Source organism: Mesorhizobium sp. P5_C1, assembly GCF_054049815.1.
The window spans coordinates 1-14585 of record NZ_JBFULQ010000109.1 but is presented as its reverse complement, the minus strand read 5'-3'; the positions used below and the strand labels follow the sequence as shown (position 1 = coordinate 14585).

14 protein-coding genes are annotated in these 14585 nt (G+C 64.4%); 9 read left to right on the top strand and 5 right to left on the bottom strand.

What is annotated here, in order from left to right; all coding sequences use genetic code 11:
- Both ACXJ7R_RS11775 and ACXJ7R_RS11770 read left to right on the top strand, forming a co-directional pair.
- On the top strand, positions 1 to 280 hold a 280-nt coding region (locus tag ACXJ7R_RS11775; protein WP_457151983.1), incomplete at its 5' end, for a bestrophin-like domain.
- Between the two features lie 55 nt (positions 281 to 335).
- On the top strand, positions 336 to 650 hold the full coding sequence (locus ACXJ7R_RS11770) for a ferritin family protein (RefSeq protein ID WP_095087016.1): 315 nt from the start codon (positions 336 to 338) through the stop codon (positions 648 to 650).
- A gap of 43 nt (positions 651 to 693) precedes the next feature.
- Here ACXJ7R_RS11770 and ACXJ7R_RS11765 read toward each other — a convergent pair whose 3' ends face one another.
- Positions 694 to 1719 carry a LacI family DNA-binding transcriptional regulator gene (locus tag ACXJ7R_RS11765; protein WP_457151982.1) on the bottom strand — a complete coding sequence of 342 codons (1026 nt, stop codon included), beginning with the start codon at positions 1717 to 1719 and terminating at the stop codon, positions 694 to 696.
- Between the two features lie 198 nt (positions 1720 to 1917).
- Here ACXJ7R_RS11765 and ACXJ7R_RS11760 point away from each other — a divergent pair, with 198 nt between their 5' ends.
- The 5 genes from ACXJ7R_RS11760 (at position 1918) to ACXJ7R_RS11740 (ending at position 6893) form a co-directional block, all read left to right on the top strand.
- Positions 1918 to 2952, top strand: a complete 1035-nt coding sequence (locus tag ACXJ7R_RS11760) for a Gfo/Idh/MocA family protein (protein WP_457151981.1) — start codon at positions 1918 to 1920, stop codon at positions 2950 to 2952.
- Positions 2952 to 3857 carry a sugar phosphate isomerase/epimerase family protein gene (locus ACXJ7R_RS11755; protein ID WP_206073730.1) on the top strand — a complete coding sequence of 302 codons (906 nt, stop codon included), beginning with the start codon at positions 2952 to 2954 and terminating at the stop codon, positions 3855 to 3857. The genes ACXJ7R_RS11760 and ACXJ7R_RS11755 overlap by 1 nt, the downstream gene beginning before the upstream one ends.
- A gap of 105 nt (positions 3858 to 3962) precedes the next feature.
- Positions 3963 to 4970 (top strand): substrate-binding domain-containing protein, encoded by a 1008-nt coding sequence (locus ACXJ7R_RS11750; protein ID WP_095087028.1) that lies wholly within the window; start codon positions 3963 to 3965, stop codon positions 4968 to 4970.
- Positions 4971 to 5055: 85 nt separating this feature from the next.
- Positions 5056 to 5853: an ATP-binding cassette domain-containing protein gene (locus tag ACXJ7R_RS11745; protein WP_457151980.1), complete on the top strand. Its 798-nt coding sequence runs from the start codon at positions 5056 to 5058 to the stop codon at positions 5851 to 5853.
- On the top strand, positions 5850 to 6893 hold the full coding sequence (locus ACXJ7R_RS11740; protein WP_457151979.1) for an ABC transporter permease: 1044 nt from the start codon (positions 5850 to 5852) through the stop codon (positions 6891 to 6893). The genes ACXJ7R_RS11745 and ACXJ7R_RS11740 overlap by 4 nt, the downstream gene beginning before the upstream one ends.
- Before the next feature lie 57 nt (positions 6894 to 6950).
- On the opposite strand, the gene ACXJ7R_RS11735 is transcribed toward ACXJ7R_RS11740, so the two are convergent.
- Both ACXJ7R_RS11735 and ACXJ7R_RS11730 read right to left on the bottom strand, forming a co-directional pair.
- Positions 6951 to 9614 carry an ATP-dependent helicase gene (locus ACXJ7R_RS11735; RefSeq protein ID WP_457151978.1) on the bottom strand — a complete coding sequence of 888 codons (2664 nt, stop codon included), beginning with the start codon at positions 9612 to 9614 and terminating at the stop codon, positions 6951 to 6953.
- Between the two features lie 81 nt (positions 9615 to 9695).
- Positions 9696 to 10727, bottom strand: coding sequence for a DUF2059 domain-containing protein (locus ACXJ7R_RS11730; protein WP_457151977.1), 1032 nt, complete (start codon positions 10725 to 10727; stop codon positions 9696 to 9698).
- Here ACXJ7R_RS11730 and ACXJ7R_RS11725 point away from each other — a divergent pair.
- Positions 10714 to 13029, top strand: coding sequence for a glucose/quinate/shikimate family membrane-bound PQQ-dependent dehydrogenase (locus ACXJ7R_RS11725; protein WP_457151976.1), 2316 nt, complete (start codon positions 10714 to 10716; stop codon positions 13027 to 13029). The genes ACXJ7R_RS11730 and ACXJ7R_RS11725 overlap by 14 nt on opposite strands.
- Before the next feature lie 30 nt (positions 13030 to 13059).
- Here ACXJ7R_RS11725 and ACXJ7R_RS11720 read toward each other — a convergent pair whose 3' ends face one another.
- Both ACXJ7R_RS11720 and ACXJ7R_RS11715 read right to left on the bottom strand, forming a co-directional pair.
- Positions 13060 to 13494, bottom strand: coding sequence for a hypothetical protein (locus ACXJ7R_RS11720; protein WP_457151975.1), 435 nt, complete (start codon positions 13492 to 13494; stop codon positions 13060 to 13062).
- Positions 13495 to 13503: 9 nt separating this feature from the next.
- The gene (locus tag ACXJ7R_RS11715) at positions 13504 to 13659 is read right to left on the bottom strand and encodes a hypothetical protein (RefSeq protein WP_457151974.1); all 156 of its coding nucleotides are present in this window, start codon (positions 13657 to 13659) and stop codon (positions 13504 to 13506) included.
- 257 nt (positions 13660 to 13916) lie between these two features.
- On the opposite strand from ACXJ7R_RS11715, the gene ACXJ7R_RS11710 reads away from it, so the two are divergent.
- Positions 13917 to 14585: dienelactone hydrolase family protein (locus ACXJ7R_RS11710; protein WP_457151973.1), on the top strand; the 669-nt coding region annotated here is incomplete at its 3' end.

The window sequence follows — 14585 nt, the reverse complement described above, 5'->3', positions numbered from 1 at the left end:
GCAGAAAGTGGTGGAGTTGCGATGGATTCTGATCGAGCAGTCGGAGGGCACGATCCCTGCGCCGCTGATCGCCATGCTGGTTGCGTGGCTGGTGCTGATCTTCGCCAGTTTCGGGTTCAGGGCACCGCGCAACGCCATCACGGTTTCGACCTTCGTGGTTTCGGCAGTGCTGATTGCCGGTGCGATCTACCTCATCCTGGATATGGACATACCGTTCTCCGGCCCGATCCAGATTTCGCCGGCGCCCCTGCAGAGGGCATTGGCGGAATTGCAGCGATGATACGGAACCGGCGTCGATCCCGGGCATTCTGTGAGATGGCTCCACGGAGGACGACATGGGATTCGACCAGTATCACGAACCGCCTGAAGAACTGTCGCAGAAGGTACGGACCTTTGCCCGCATGATCACCTCGCTGATCGAGGAGGCGGAGGCGATAGGCTGGTACGAACAGCGCATCTCGGTGGAGAAGGACCCTCAGGCCCGCGCCATCATGAAGAACGCGCAGGGCGAGGAGTTCAAGCATTTCGGCATGGATCTCGAATTCCTGTTGCGCCAGAAAAAGGATTGGCGGGCGGAACTGAAGGAAATCCTGTTCACCACCGGCGACATCGTCAAGGCCGGCGAGAGGGGTGAGAAGAAGGTGGATTGAGGCCTGATAGGTCGCGACTGATCTGGCTCTGCTTTCGGCCAGATCAATCGCTGTCGCGCGCCACAAGCTCCAGCGGCCAGACCTCGCGCATGATCCGCGGACCCTCCGGGCCGGCGAAGGCCGGGATCGAGGCCAGCAGCATTTCGGCGAGCCGCTGACCCATCGGCTCCAGGGCCGGGCGGAAGGCTGTCAGCGCCGGCGAGAAGTAACGGCAGAGCGGTGTGTCGACGATGACGGTCACCGCCATGTCGTGGCCTGGCCTGATCCCCATTTCGGCCAGCGCCTTGCAGCCGCCAAGCGCCATCGCGTCGTTGTTGAAGATGATAGCGGTCGGCGGATCCTTGGAGCGCATGACCTGCGGCGTCACCTCGTAGCCGCCGGCCTCGTTGATGAAGCCGGACGCGATCAGCTCGGGGTCCACCTCGATGCCGTGCCGCCGCAAGGCCTTGCGATACCCGTCGAGGAACAGGTAGCTGAAATTGAGATCAAGCGACGGGCGGATGGCGGCAATGCGGCGGTGGCCGCGCGCCACCAGGCGGTCGACTGCGTCGGCACCGGCCTTTTCGAAATCGAGGTCGAGCGAAGGGTAGGACTTGGCCCCGGAGCGGCTGCGACCGAGCGTGGCGAACGGGAAGCCGGCCTGGGTGAGATAGTCGATGCGCTCGTCCTCCCGCCGCGTCCAGGCCAGCACCACGGCATCGGCGCGGCGCGTCTCGACGACACGGCGCAGGCGTTCCTGCTGGTAGTCGCCCGGCGCGCCCATGACCACGATCAGGTCGAGCCCGCTCTCGGCAAGTTTCGCCTGCAGCCCGATCAGGAACGGAATGAAGAACGGCTCGCCATATTGCTGGTCGCCCGGATGCGGCTGCAGCATGAAGGCGATCGAATGGGTGGCGCCCTGCCGAAGGCTGCGGCCGGACTGGTTCGGCGAATAGTTCAGCGTCCTGGCCGCCTCGAGCACGCGCTGGCGCGTGTCGGCGTTGACGTCGGCGCGGCCGTTGAGGGCGCGCGACACGGTGCCGATCGAAATGTTCAGGTGACGGGCAAGGTCATGAATGCTGGACGCCAAGTGACTGTTCTCCCCCTTGCTTGGCTAGCACCGGTAAGCGCTCAGGCCAAGGCGACAAGACAATTTTTTGCGAGCGGCCAATTGACATTCTACACCTTCGGGTGTGTTCTCGTAAACGTTTACGGAAAAACGTTTACGGCCATGCCGTGAATGCCGTGACGATCGGTCTGGAGGGACCGAGCGGAGGAGGAGTGCTGGATGATCAATGTCGTCCTGGCCGGCTGCGGAGCGATGAGCAAGCAGTGGCTCGATGCCGTGAGGCAGATCGACGGGCTTTCCGTTGTCGGCCTTATCGACCTCGACGCCGACAGGGCGAAGGCGAGGGCGCGCGAATACGACCTCACCAGCGCCGTCACCGGCACCAGCCTCGACGCGGTGCTCGACCAGACCAGGCCGGACGCGGTGTTCGATGTGGTGGTTCCCGCCGCCCGGCGTGAGGTCGCGTTCTCGGCCTTTGCCCATCATTGCCATCTCCTGACGGAAAAGCCGCTCGCCGACAGCCCCGAGAATGCGCGCGCCATCGTCGAGGCCGCGCGCCGGGCCGGGCGTATCCATGCCGTCGTCCAGAACCGCCGCTACGTCGCCAATGTCAGGCGTATCCGGCGCTTTCTCTCTTCCGGCGCCATCGGTGCCGCGACCAGCATCCATGCCGACTTCTTCGTCGCGCCGCATTTCGGCGGCTTTCGCGAGGAGATGGCCCACGTCCTGCTGCTCGACATGGCGATCCACACCTTCGACGCCGCCCGCTACATGGTGAATGGCGAGCCGGCCGGCGTCTACTGCCAGGAATGGGAGCCGGCGAGTTCCTGGTACCGGCAGGGATCGTCGGCCAGCGCCGTCTTCGATCTCGGCGGCGGCAAGGTCTTCACCTATGCCGGCTCCTGGTGCGCCGCCGGCTTCCGCACCAGCTGGGAGAGCACATGGCGCATCGTCGCCGAGCGCGGCAGCCTGGTCTGGGACGGCAGCGACGAGTTGAAGGCCGAGGTCGTCCTGCCAGCCCGTGAAGGCCTGTTCGACCGCACCGAGCCGATCACCGTGCCGCCGCTCGATCCCGCCGACCGCGTCGGCGGCCATCTCGGCATCATCCAGGATTTCATGCGCGCGATCGAGACCGGCACCGAGCCGGAGACGCGCGGCGCCGACAACATCAAGAGCCTGGCCATGGTCTTCGGCGCTATCGAAAGCGCCGAGACCGGGCGCCGGGTGACGATCTCTTCGCAGGAAGGACAGTGATGCCAAACCCGCTTCTCGACATCAGGATCGGCACCATGGTGCGGGCCAATCTCGATGACCCGGCCGCCTATATCAAGGCGATCCTGCCGCTCGGTTTCGAGTGCATCCAGCCCTTCTTCTGGCAGACGCTGGGCGGCAAGGATCTGCCGCGGCTTGCCGGCCAGATACGCGAGGCGATCGGCGATGCCGACGTCACGGTCTCCTCGATCGGCGTGTTCGGCAATCCGCTGGAGAGCGGCGACGTCGATCGCGGCGTGCTCCAGGCCTGGGAAACGGTGATCGACAACGCGCATCTGTTCGGCACGTCGATCGTCAGCGGCTTCACCGGCCGCCTCCGCGGCAAGCCGTTGCCCGACAGCCTGCCACGCTTCAAGGAAGTCTGGGGTCCGCTGGCCAGGCGCGCCGCCGACAAGGGCGTGCGCATCGCTTTCGAGAATTGCGCCATGGACGGCAACTGGGCTGGTGGAGACTGGAACATCGCCCACAATCCGGATGCCTGGGAGCTAATGTTCAATGAATTGCCAGACGACAATCTCGGCCTCGAATGGGAGCCCTGCCACCAACTCGTCTACCTGATCGATCCCCTGCCGCAGATCCGCAAATGGGCGCCGCGCATCTTCCATGTCCACGGCAAGGACGCGACGGTGCGCTGGGATGTGATCCGCGAACACGGCGTGTTCGGCCGGCTGCCGTTCGTACAGATGCGCACGCCGGGCTTCGGCGACAGCGACTGGACGCGGGTGATCAGCGAACTGCGGCTGGCCGGCTACAAGGGCGCCATCGACATCGAAGGCTGGCACGATCCGGTCTATCGCAACGAGCTGGAGATCACCGGGCAGGTACGTGCCCTGGACTATCTGAAGCAATGCCGGGGAGGTGCCAGCTACCTGCCTAACCCGGTGTGAGAGCGAGCCGGCGGGAGGTGCCGGCTGGCCAAGATTGCGGCGCACTGCCGAAGCGATCGTCGAAAACCCCTCGGCCTAGCCAGGGAAAAAAGGGAGGATAAGTGCATGAGCATGACGATGAGAAGGACACTTCTGCGCTCGACCATCGTGGCCGCCGCCACGACGCTCGCCGCTGCGATCTCGACCTTGCCGGCGCAGGCGCTCGACGCCCAATGGTGCAAGGACGTCCACATCCGTTTCTTCGTCGGCGGCGCCGAGGGCGACGCCTTCGGCACCATCGTCTACAATGGCGCCAAGCAGGCGGCAGCCGATCTCGGACCAAAGGTCGATTACATCTTCTCCGGCTGGGATGTCGAAAAGATGGTGCAGCAATTGCGCGAGGCGGTCGCGGTGAAGCCAGGCGGCATCGCCATGATGGGCCACCCGGGCGACGCGGCGATCATGCCGCTGGCCGAACAGGCGCATAAGGACGGCATCAAGATGATGTACCAGAATGTGCCGGTGCCGACGGTGACGGCGGCGTTCGGCGGAGGCTATGTCGGCGCCCAGCAGGAGCAGCAGGGCCGCGCGCTCGGCGCCGAGGCGTTCAAGCTGGCCAAGCTGAAGGCCGGCGACAAGGCGATCATGATCGGCCCGTTCGAGAATGAGAGTCGGGGCGCGCGCGAGCGTGGGACAGTCGCCGCGCTGAAAGAGGCCGGCATCGATGTCATTCAAATCAATTCTCAAACCGAATGGGCAGCCGATCCGAATCTCGCGATCCCGTTGATCACCGCCGCGTTGCTCAACAATCCCGACGTCAAGGCGGTCGGCTATCCCGGCGGACAGATGCTCGGCAATGTGCCGACATACATGCAGGCCGCAGGGAGGAAGGCCGGCGACATCTTCAACTTCGGCTTTGACACCAGCCCGCAGATCGTCGAGGCCTTCAAGGGCGGCTGGGTACAGCTGACGGCCGACCAGCAACCGTTCCTGCAGGGCTATCTGCCGATCCTCAGCCTCTGCCAGCAGGTGGTGCTCGGTCTGGCGCCGATGAATGTCGACACCGGCGCCGGCTTCGTCACGGTTGAAAATTACGAGATCGTCGCCGAACTCGCCAAGCAGGCACTGCGCTGACCTCCCAAGCTGCCGGCCGGGGCTGAGCCCGGCCGGCAGGACCGCCGGCAGAGACGCTGGCAGCGACAACAGAGGTGAGGATCCGATGGCCGAACGCATCATCGAACTGCGCGATATCAGCAAGTCCTATGGCCAGGTCTATGCACTGGGCGGGGTCAATCTCAGCGTCGATCGGGGCGAAGTGGTCGGCCTGATCGGCGACAATGGCGCCGGTAAGTCGACGCTGATCAAGATCCTGTCCGGCGTGGTCAGGCCGACCAGCGGCGAGATTCTCGTGCGCGGAAAGGCGGTGACGGGATGGAGCGCGGCGCGTTCGCGCGACGCGGGCATCGAGACGGTGTTCCAGGACCGGGCGCTGGCCGTGCAGCAGACGATCGTGCGCAACATCTTCATGGGCCGAGAACTCACCGGCTTCCTCGGCTGGCTGAAGGTCAACAAGGAGATCGAGGAAGCCAGCCGGCTGATGCGCGAGATCGGCTTCACCTCGAAAGTGTTCACGCCGCAGTCGATCGTCGGCCAACTGTCGGGCGGCGAGCGCCAGGGCGTGGCGATCGCGCGCGCCATCTACAAGCAGGCGGAACTGATCATCCTCGACGAGCCAACGACGGCGCTGTCGCTGACCGAAACCGCCAAGGTCTTCCATTTCGTGCGCCAAGTGCGGGCGAGCGGCCGCTCGATCCTGTTTATCGGCCACAACATCCATCATGTCTTCGACATCGCCGACCGCTTCGTGGTGCTCGATCGCGGCAAGGTCGCGCTCACCGCCGACCGCAGCGAGGTCAAGTCGGCCGAGGACCTCATCAACTTCATGGAGGATGTCGCACATCCCGGCGGGCTGGCCGGGTTGCACGACACCKGCGACGCCGAGAGGGCAGTGCGATGAGCAAGACCATGGAACCCGATCTGCACGAGCCGTCCACCGCCATTCCCAGCCCACAGAAGGAGTGGAGACACCCATCCGATCAATGGCTGCGCGGCTTCATCCTCGACAATCGTGCTTCGCTCGGCACGCTCGGCGTGTTCATCGTCATGATGGCGGTGTTCATGATCGCCAACCCGACCGTGTTCACCACCTGGTATCTCTACAGTTCAGTGCTGACCACGCTGCCGGTCGCGCTGTTCGTGGTGGTGCCGCTGGTCTTCGTCGTTACCTGCGGAGAGATCGACCTGTCGTTTCCGGCGACGATGGGTTTTGCCTCATGGGTCTTCGCGCTGGTCGTGCAGGCCGGCTACGATCCGTTTCTCGGCATTGCCGCGGCGCTCGTCACCGGCATACTGCTCGGCTTCCTGGTCGGCTCCCTGGTGGTCTATGGCGGGCTGTCGTCGCTGATCGCCACGCTCGGCATGAATTTCCTGCTGCGCGGTCTGATCCAGATCATCAACGAAGGCAAGTCGATGGCGCTGACCAACCTTGCCGACAGCTGGGCCTATAAGATTTTCTCCAGCCAGGTTTATGGCATCCCGGTGCAGATCTTCTGGGCCATCGCCTTCGTCGTGCTGTCGGCGATGCTCTACAACCGCCATCGCTTCGGCGCGCAGGTGAGGGTGGTCGGCGACAATCCCGATAGCGCCCAGCAGATGGGCATCGACGTCAAGCGCGTGCGGGTGAAAGTGTTCGTCTTCGTCGGCATTGGTGCGGCGATCGCCGGCACCTTCTCGGTGATGATCAACTTCACCTGGTGGCCGACCGCCGGCGACGGCTATCTCTTGCCGGTGCTGGCATCGGTGTTCGTCGGCGGCACCCCGACCTGGGGCGGCATCGGCACCGTCGTCGGCGGCGCCATCGGTGCGGTCACCGTGTCGTTCATCCAGACCGGCGTCGTGGCGGCGGGCCTGAGCGGCTTCTATGTGCAGTTCTTCAACGGGCTGATCATCATCCTGTCGCTGCTCGGCCACAAATGGAACCAGGCGCGGTATCGGTGAGGGGTGGAGATTTTTGGCTGGGGCGGTCGCTTGTAGGACAACGGGACAAGCGGGCGCTCAAACCGCCGCGACAAACCCGTCCAGCACGCGCTTCTGGCCGGCCTTGTCGAAGTCGATGGTCAGCTTGTTGCCTTCGATGGCGGAAATGTTGCCGTTGCCGAATTTCTGGTGGAAGACGCGATCTCCGACGCTGAAGGCGGATGGCGTATCTGAGACGGATTTGGCGACCAGCTCACCGTCGATGGTGCGACCTTTGACGCTGGTGCGGCCGGCGCCGTAGCCGGAGTCGGTCTCGCCATAGCCGATGCGCTCGACCTGATGGCCGGAGCGCGAGCCCCAGTTGCGGTCGGTCGCTTCAGTGCGGTTTTGTTGCGCGCGCTGCCAGCCCGGCGTCGCATAGGTGTTGGAAAAGGCACCGGATTTTTCCGTATTGGCGCCGACATTGTCGAAGCGCGAGGCGCCATAGGGATTTTGCCGGCCACCGCGACCGGAGGCGAAAGAACCGCCGCCATAGGAATTGCCATAGCCGCCATAGGAATTGCCGCTTTCGGCGACATCGACATGGGCTTCCGGCAGTTCTTCGAGAAAGCGCGACGGGATGGTCGACTGCCACAGGCCATGGATGCGACGGTTGGAGACGAACCACAAATGCAGGTTCTTCTTGGCGCGGGTCAGGCCGACATAGGCGAGCCGGCGCTCTTCCTCCAGCCCGGAGCGGCCGCCTTCATCGAGTGCGCGCTGGTGCGGGAACAGGCCTTCCTCCCAGCCGGGCAGGAAGACGGTCTCGAATTCGAGACCCTTGGCCGAATGCAGCGTCATGATATTGACGGCGTCGAGCTCGGCATTCTGCTCGGCGTCCATGACCAGCGCCACATGCTCGAGGAAGGAGCGCAGCGATTCATACTCCTCCATGGAGCGGATCAGCTCCTTCAAATTCTCCAGCCGGCCGGGCGCTTCGACCGAGCGGTCGTTCTTCCACATGTCGGTGTAACCGCTCTCTTCCAGAATGGTCTCGGCGAGTTCGGTGTGCGGCGTGGTCTCCAGCGCCTTCTGCCAGCGCTCGAAATTGGCGGCGACCTCGCGCAAGGCGGCGCGCGGCTTCGGCTTCAACTCGTCGCTTTCGGCGAGCTTGGCGGCGGCTTTCAGCATCGGCACGCGCAGCGCGCGCGCCGTGTCGTGTATCTGGCGGATGGTGGTTTCGCCCAGCCCGCGCTTCGGCACGTTGACGATGCGCTCGAAGGCGAGGTCGTCGGCGCCTTGCGCGACGACGCGGAAGAAGGCCAGCGCATCGCGTATCTCCATGCGCTCGTAGAAGCGCGGACCGCCGATGACGCGGTAGTTGAGGCCGAGCGTGACGAAGCGGTCCTCGAACTCGCGCATCTGGAACGAGGCGCGGACCAGAATGGCCATGTCGTTGAGATTGTGCTTCCGGCGCTGGTAGGCCTCGATGGTCTCGCCAACGGCGCGGGCTTCCTCCTCGGAATCCCAGGCGGCGTGGACATGCACCTTGTCGTCCTCGGGCTCGTCGCGGTCGGTGAACAGCGTCTTGCCGAAGCGGCCCTCATTGTGGGCGATGAGGTGGGAGGCAGCCCCCAGGATATGCGCGGTGGAGCGGTAGTTGCGTTCCAGGCGGATGATGGTGGCGCCCGGAAAATCCTTGTCGAAGCGCAGGATGTTGTCGATCTCTGCGCCCCGCCAGCCATAGATGGATTGATCGTCGTCGCCGACGCAGCAGATGTTGACTTTGTTGTCGCTCACGGGCTGTTCCGCGCCTGCCGGCGCGGGCCCTCCGCGGGGGCCTCGCAACGGCTCGGACGGACGGTCGTCCTTGCGGCCTTCGGCCGACTGCAGACCGGCGGTCGACGAAGATTGGCGCGACGGTTGCGGCCGCTGCGCCAAAAGCCGCAGCCACATGTACTGGGCGGTGTTGGTGTCCTGATATTCGTCGACGAGGATGTATTTGAAGCGCTTGTGGTATTCCTTCAGCACATCCGGATTGGCGCGGAAAATGCGGATCGGATGGCACAAAAGGTCGCCGAAATCGCAGGCGTTCAGCGTCTGCAGCCGCGCCTGGTAGGCCTTGTAGAGTTCACGGCCCCGGCCGTTGGCGAAGGCGCGGGCGTCGCCCTCTGCGATGTCGGCCGGGCCTTGTCCCTTGTTCTTCCAGCCGTCGATCATCTGGGCGAACTGCTTGGCCGGCCAGCGCTTGTCGTCCAGGCCCTCGGCCTGGATCAACTGCTTGATCAGCCGCACGACATCGTCGGTGTCGAGGATGGTGAAGTCGGAGCGCAAACCGGCAAGCTCGGCGTGTCTGCGAAGCAGCTTCACTCCAATCGAGTGGAAGGTGCCGAGCCACGGCATGCCTTCGACGTTGCCTTCGCCGATCAGGATGCCGATGCGCTGCTTCATCTCGCGCGCGGCCTTGTTGGTGAAGGTGACAGCGAGGATCTGCGAGGGGAACGCCTTACCGGTGGCGAGGATGTGAGCGATGCGCGTGGTCAGCACCCGCGTCTTGCCGGTGCCGGCGCCGGCCAGCACCAGAACCGGGCCTTCGGTGGTTTCCACCGCCAGCCTCTGCTCGGGGTTCAGCCCCTTCAGATAGTCCGGCGCATTGTTGTGGCCGCTGCGGGCAGCCATGGCGCGCGCGGCAATGCCCGACGGGGCCGCGGGCCGCGCATTGGGTTCATCGAAAAAGGGCATGTCTTCGGAAAAGCCGGACATCTCCCCCGAATGTAGTGATTCGGCGGCGAAAGGCCAGAAGTGTCTACGTTTTGTTCCGCTAAAGTGCCCGATATGGGCTGTTCAGGCCTTGCGATAACCGAGGGCGACGAAAAATCGATGTCCGAACGAGCGCGCCTCGTCCGTCATCACGGCGCCGAGAGCGACCTGCATCTGGTCGTAATAGTGGCTGCCGGCGGGCGATGTCAGGAAAGTCTGGTAGAGCTTGAGATCGTCAAGCGGCAGATCCCGGTAGATGTAGGCCACCGATGCCATGACGTCCGTTTCGATGTCATGGCGAAGTCCTTCGGATCGCTGACGCAGCAGGGCCATGATCTGGTCGTCGGGCAGGGGCTTTCCGGCCGCTCCCAGCATCTCGGAAAGCATTGCATAGCCCATGTTCAAGGCCACGGCTTCTCCGGTGTCGACAGCGCTGAGATCGTCCACGAGCTTCTTGTACAGTGCGAGCCGAGCCGGATCCCTGGATGGAAGTTCGCGCAGGATCTTGGGACCTTCGATCGTCTTGCGTTGCCTTTCTTCCGGAGTTGAAGCCTGGATTTCCAGTGCCGTGACATGTTTACCGAGGGGCGACGCATAGAACGAGGCCAGGTCGGACAATTCACTGGCGGGCAGTTTGTCCGCCATTCGCGCTTCGATGGCTGCCTCCATCTTGTTCGCGTCAAAGGCGCCTTCCATGGCCGCCGCCAGGGCGTCCTGGACTTTTTGCGGCGGCGTTTCCGGCGCCGATTTCACGGCTGCGATGAAACCCGGGCCGATAGCCATCAGCATCTCGTGAAAGCCGTTCGCCTTGTTGATCTCATGCAGCGTCTGCGCGGGCGCRGCCACGGCGACAGAGACAAGGCAACAGAGTGCAAGCATCAGGCGCGTCAGCGGCGGAACGAACGACGTCATTTGCTTGCTCCTGCGGAGAGATGATTGAGACTGCTGGAAAACCCGACCGCAGGCAAGATGGATTGCCACCTTGGCGTGTGCGTCGCCTTGACAGGCGGGGCAGGCGGGAGAAAGCTGTGCGGAGGGCAGGAACGGGTGCATCGGGCTGTCCTTGGGCGTCGCAAAACGCAACAGTCGAAGGAGTATCATCTTGGCTGTCACCATCACCTCCCTCATCCTTTTCCTGATCGGTCTGGTGCTTGGCGGCGGCGGCATCCGCTTGGCTTCGCTGGGCGGCAGCTGGTACTATATTATCGTCGGCCTCGCCTTCCTGATCGCCGCCTGGCTGCTCTACCGGCGCCGGTCCACCGCGCTGTGGCTCTACGCGGCGATCGTGATCGGCACGCTGGCCTGGGCAGTCTGGGAAACCGGCTTCGACTGGTGGGAACTCGGCCCGCGCGGCGGCATCATCGTGCTGGTGGCGCTGTGGCTGCTGACGCCGTGGGCGCGGCGGGGGATTACCGGCCCCGACGCACGCGCGCCGCTGATCCTTGCCGTGCTGGCGTCGCTGGCGGTCGCCGGTTATTCAATGACAGCGGATCCGAAGGACATTGCCGGCGAGCTCGACACCGACAAGGTGATCCCCAATGCCAATCTCGGCAACGATGTGCCGGCCGGTGAGTGGCACTATTACGGACGCACACAGTTTGGCCAACGCTATTCGCCGCTCGACCAGATCACGCCGGACAATGTCGCCAAGCTGCAGCCTGCCTGGACCTATCGCACCGGCGACGTGAAGGGGCCGGACGATATCAGCGAGACAACGTATCAGGTGACACCGCTGAAGATTGGCGACACGCTCTACATCTGCACGCCGCACAATTTCGCCATCGCGGTCGATGCGGTGACCGGTAAGGAGAAATGGCGCTACGATCCCAAGATCAAGCTCGACAAGGATCGCCAGCACCAGACCTGCCGTGGCGTGTCCTATTATGCCGATGCCGCCATCGCCGCCGGCCAGCCCTGTGCAACCCGCGTCTACCTGCCGACCTCGGATGCGCGGCTGATCGCGCTCGACGCCGCCAACGGGCAGGTCTGTCCGGCCTTCGCCGAGGGCGGCACGCTGAACCTGCTGACCAACATGCCCTATCCGAAGTCGGGCTATTACTATTCGACCTCGGCGCCGTTGGTATCGGGCGGCAAGATCATCGTCGGCGGGGCCGTCAACGACAATTATTCGACGCAGGAGCCGTCCGGCGTCATTCGCGCCTACGATGTCAACACCGGCGCCCTGGTGTGGAACTGGGATTCCGGCAATCCGGACCAGACGACGCCGCTGGCGGCGGGCCAGACCTATACCGCCAACTCGCCCAACATGTGGTCGACGCCGAGCGCCGACGAGAAGCTCGGCCTGCTCTACGTGCCGCTCGGCAACCAGACCCCGGACCAGCTCGGTGCCGGGCGCAGCGACAATGTCGAGAAGTTCTCGTCCTCGATCACCGCGCTCGACCTCAACACCGGGCAGTTGCGCTGGGTGCGGCAGACCGTGCACCACGACCTCTGGGACATGGACGTTCCGGCGCAGCCGAGCCTGATCGACATCACCAAGGCCGACGGCACGGTGGTGCCGGCGCTGGTCGGGCCGACCAAGCAGGGCGACCTCTATGTGCTTGACCGCCGCACCGGCGAGCCGGTGGTTGCGGTCAAGGAAGTGCCGGCGCCCGGCGGCGCCGTCGAGGGTGACCACAGCGCGCCAACGCAGCCAGCGTCGGACCTCTCCTTCAATCCGAAGCCGCTGACCGACGCCGACATGTGGGGCATCACCATGTTCGACCAACTGGCGTGCCGGATCGAGTTCCAGGGCCTGCGCTACGAAGGCCGTTACACGCCGCCGTCGGTGCAGGGGTCGCTAATCTATCCCGGCAATTTCGGCACCTTCAACTGGGGCGGCGTCGCGGTCGATCCGGTGCGGCAGGTACTATTCGGCATGCCGACCTATCTGGCTTTCAAGTCGCAGCTCATTCCGCGCGATCAGGTGCCGCCGCCGGATGAAGGGCGCGGCAGCGAGCAGGGGCTGAACCGCAACGAGGGCGCGCCCTATGCGGTGGTGATGGGACCGTTCCTGTCGCCGCTCGGCATTCCCTGCCAGGCGCCGCCCTGGGGCTATGTCGCGGGTGTGGATTTACGGACCGGCACCATCGCCTACAAGCATCGCAACGGCACCGTCTACGACATGACGCCGCTGCCATTGCCACTGAAGGTCGGTGTGCCGGGCATTGGCGGACCGATGATCACCGCCGGCGGCGTCGCCTTCCTGGGTGCCGCGGTCGACGATTATCTGCGCGCCTATGACCTGACATCGGGCAAGCAGCTCTGGCAGGCGCGGCTGCCGGCCGGCGGGCAATCGACGCCGATGACCTACACCGTCGCCGACGGACGCCAATTCGTGGTCATCGTTGCCGGCGGCCACGGCTCGGTCGGCACAAAGCCGGGCGACTTTGTTATGGCCTACGCGCTGCCGAAGTAGGGGAGACTACTGTCTTGACGGATCGACGCCTCAGCTGATCCCGAGATGGCTCTTCAGGCTGGGCACCGAGCCCAGCACCTCGTTCGTCAGGTCCGGGCCGGCGGCGGCTTCGGCTTGCTGGATCAGCGTCGCGCCCGCCTTCTGGATCTGCGCCATGTCGAGGCCGGATGCCTTCAGCGCCGCAATACCGTTGACCAATGCGCCGGCTTTCTCGCCGAGAACGCCGCCAAGCGCGCCCTGCAGCGAGGACAGAAAGCCGCCACCGCCGGCTGGGGCGGTGGCCATGACGTCATACTTCTGGGCCAACGCATCGGCGCCGGGGATCTTGGCGAAGAATGAGGAGGCGCTGGTGCCTTCCGCTTCGTGCTCGAGCACCGAGAAAATGGTGCCAACGACCTTTTCCGTCGTCGCCTGGTCGAGACCCGCCTTCTGCGAAACAGTGTTCACGATGTCCTGTACGTCCATGACTTCACCTCAACCCTGGGTTTTCGTGTTTGCCGGATGGCGCTGATGGCTGCGGACCTTGATCATGGACCTTCGACTTGCGGCAACGATCGTCGCGCGCAACGCTGGAATGGCGGTCGCGGCAACCAGGAAGGCGGCTGCCAGGATTGGCGAGGGCATGGTCATCGGCGTCTTTCCTTTCCAGATCGGGCCTTTCAGATCAGGAACCGTGACCGCGCCAAGGCGCGGCCGACGTCTGTCAGTGTCCCCCACTATTGTGGCAGCGCCATCAGGATTTGTGGCCGATGACCAAAACGTGATGATGCTGGAAGTCTCCAGGGCATTCGCGAGGGAGGACGAGGTGTCACCGAGCCGTGACTGGACGACAGGAGCCTCGCCCCTATCTTGCGAACGATGCCAAAGCGGATCGAAGGAGCGCGCCCATGACGAAACCAGCCATCACCCAGGCTATGATCGACGCCTATGATGAATACACCCATCTGACGCTCGACCGCCGCCGCTTCATGGAGCAACTGACCCGGCTTGCCGGATCGGGTGCTGCCGCCGCCGCAATCGCACCGCTGCTGGCGGCAAATTCGGCGCAAGCGGCAATCGTCGCCGACRACGATCCACGCGTGAAGGGCGAGGACATCACATATGCCGGCAGCGGCGGCGAGATGAAGGGCTATCTGGTCAAGCCGGCGAGCCAGTCCGGCAAGCTCGGCACCGTCATCGTCATCCACGAGAACAGGGGGCTCAACCCGCATATACGCGATGTGGCGCGGCGCGTCGCGCTGGAAGGGTTTGTGGCGCTGGCGCCGGATTTCCTGTCGCCGCTCGGCGGCACGCCTGACGACGAGGACAAGGCGCGCGACATGTTCGCCAAACTGGATTCCGCGCAGACCGTCGCCAACGGGGTGGCAACGGTCGCTTTCCTCAAGGCCGAAAAGGACGGCAACGGCAAGGTCGGCGCCGTTGGCTTCTGCTGGGGCGGGGGCACGGCAAACATGTTGGCGGTCAACGCGCCCGATCTCAGCGCCTCCGTCGCCTATTACGGGATGCAGCCGAAGGCCGCCGATGTGTCGAAGATCAAGGCTGCACTGCTGCTGCAC

Bases quoted from the DNA above. Each gene is read 5' to 3' on its own strand.
- ACXJ7R_RS11770 (WP_095087016.1), top strand. From the start codon at position 336: ATGGGATTCGACCAGTATCACGAACCGCCTGAAGAACTGTCGCAGAAG.
- ACXJ7R_RS11760 (WP_457151981.1), top strand. From the start codon at position 1,918: ATGATCAATGTCGTCCTGGCCGGCTGCGGAGCGATGAGCAAGCAGTGG.
- ACXJ7R_RS11755 (WP_206073730.1), top strand. From the start codon at position 2,952: ATGCCAAACCCGCTTCTCGACATCAGGATCGGCACCATGGTGCGGGCC.
- ACXJ7R_RS11750 (WP_095087028.1), top strand. From the start codon at position 3,963: ATGAGCATGACGATGAGAAGGACACTTCTGCGCTCGACCATCGTGGCC.
- ACXJ7R_RS11740 (WP_457151979.1), top strand. From the start codon at position 5,850: ATGAGCAAGACCATGGAACCCGATCTGCACGAGCCGTCCACCGCCATT.
- ACXJ7R_RS11735 (WP_457151978.1), bottom strand. From the start codon at position 9,614: ATGTCCGGCTTTTCCGAAGACATGCCCTTTTTCGATGAACCCAATGCG.
- ACXJ7R_RS11720 (WP_457151975.1), bottom strand. From the start codon at position 13,494: ATGGACGTACAGGACATCGTGAACACTGTTTCGCAGAAGGCGGGTCTC.
- ACXJ7R_RS11715 (WP_457151974.1), bottom strand. From the start codon at position 13,659: ATGACCATGCCCTCGCCAATCCTGGCAGCCGCCTTCCTGGTTGCCGCG.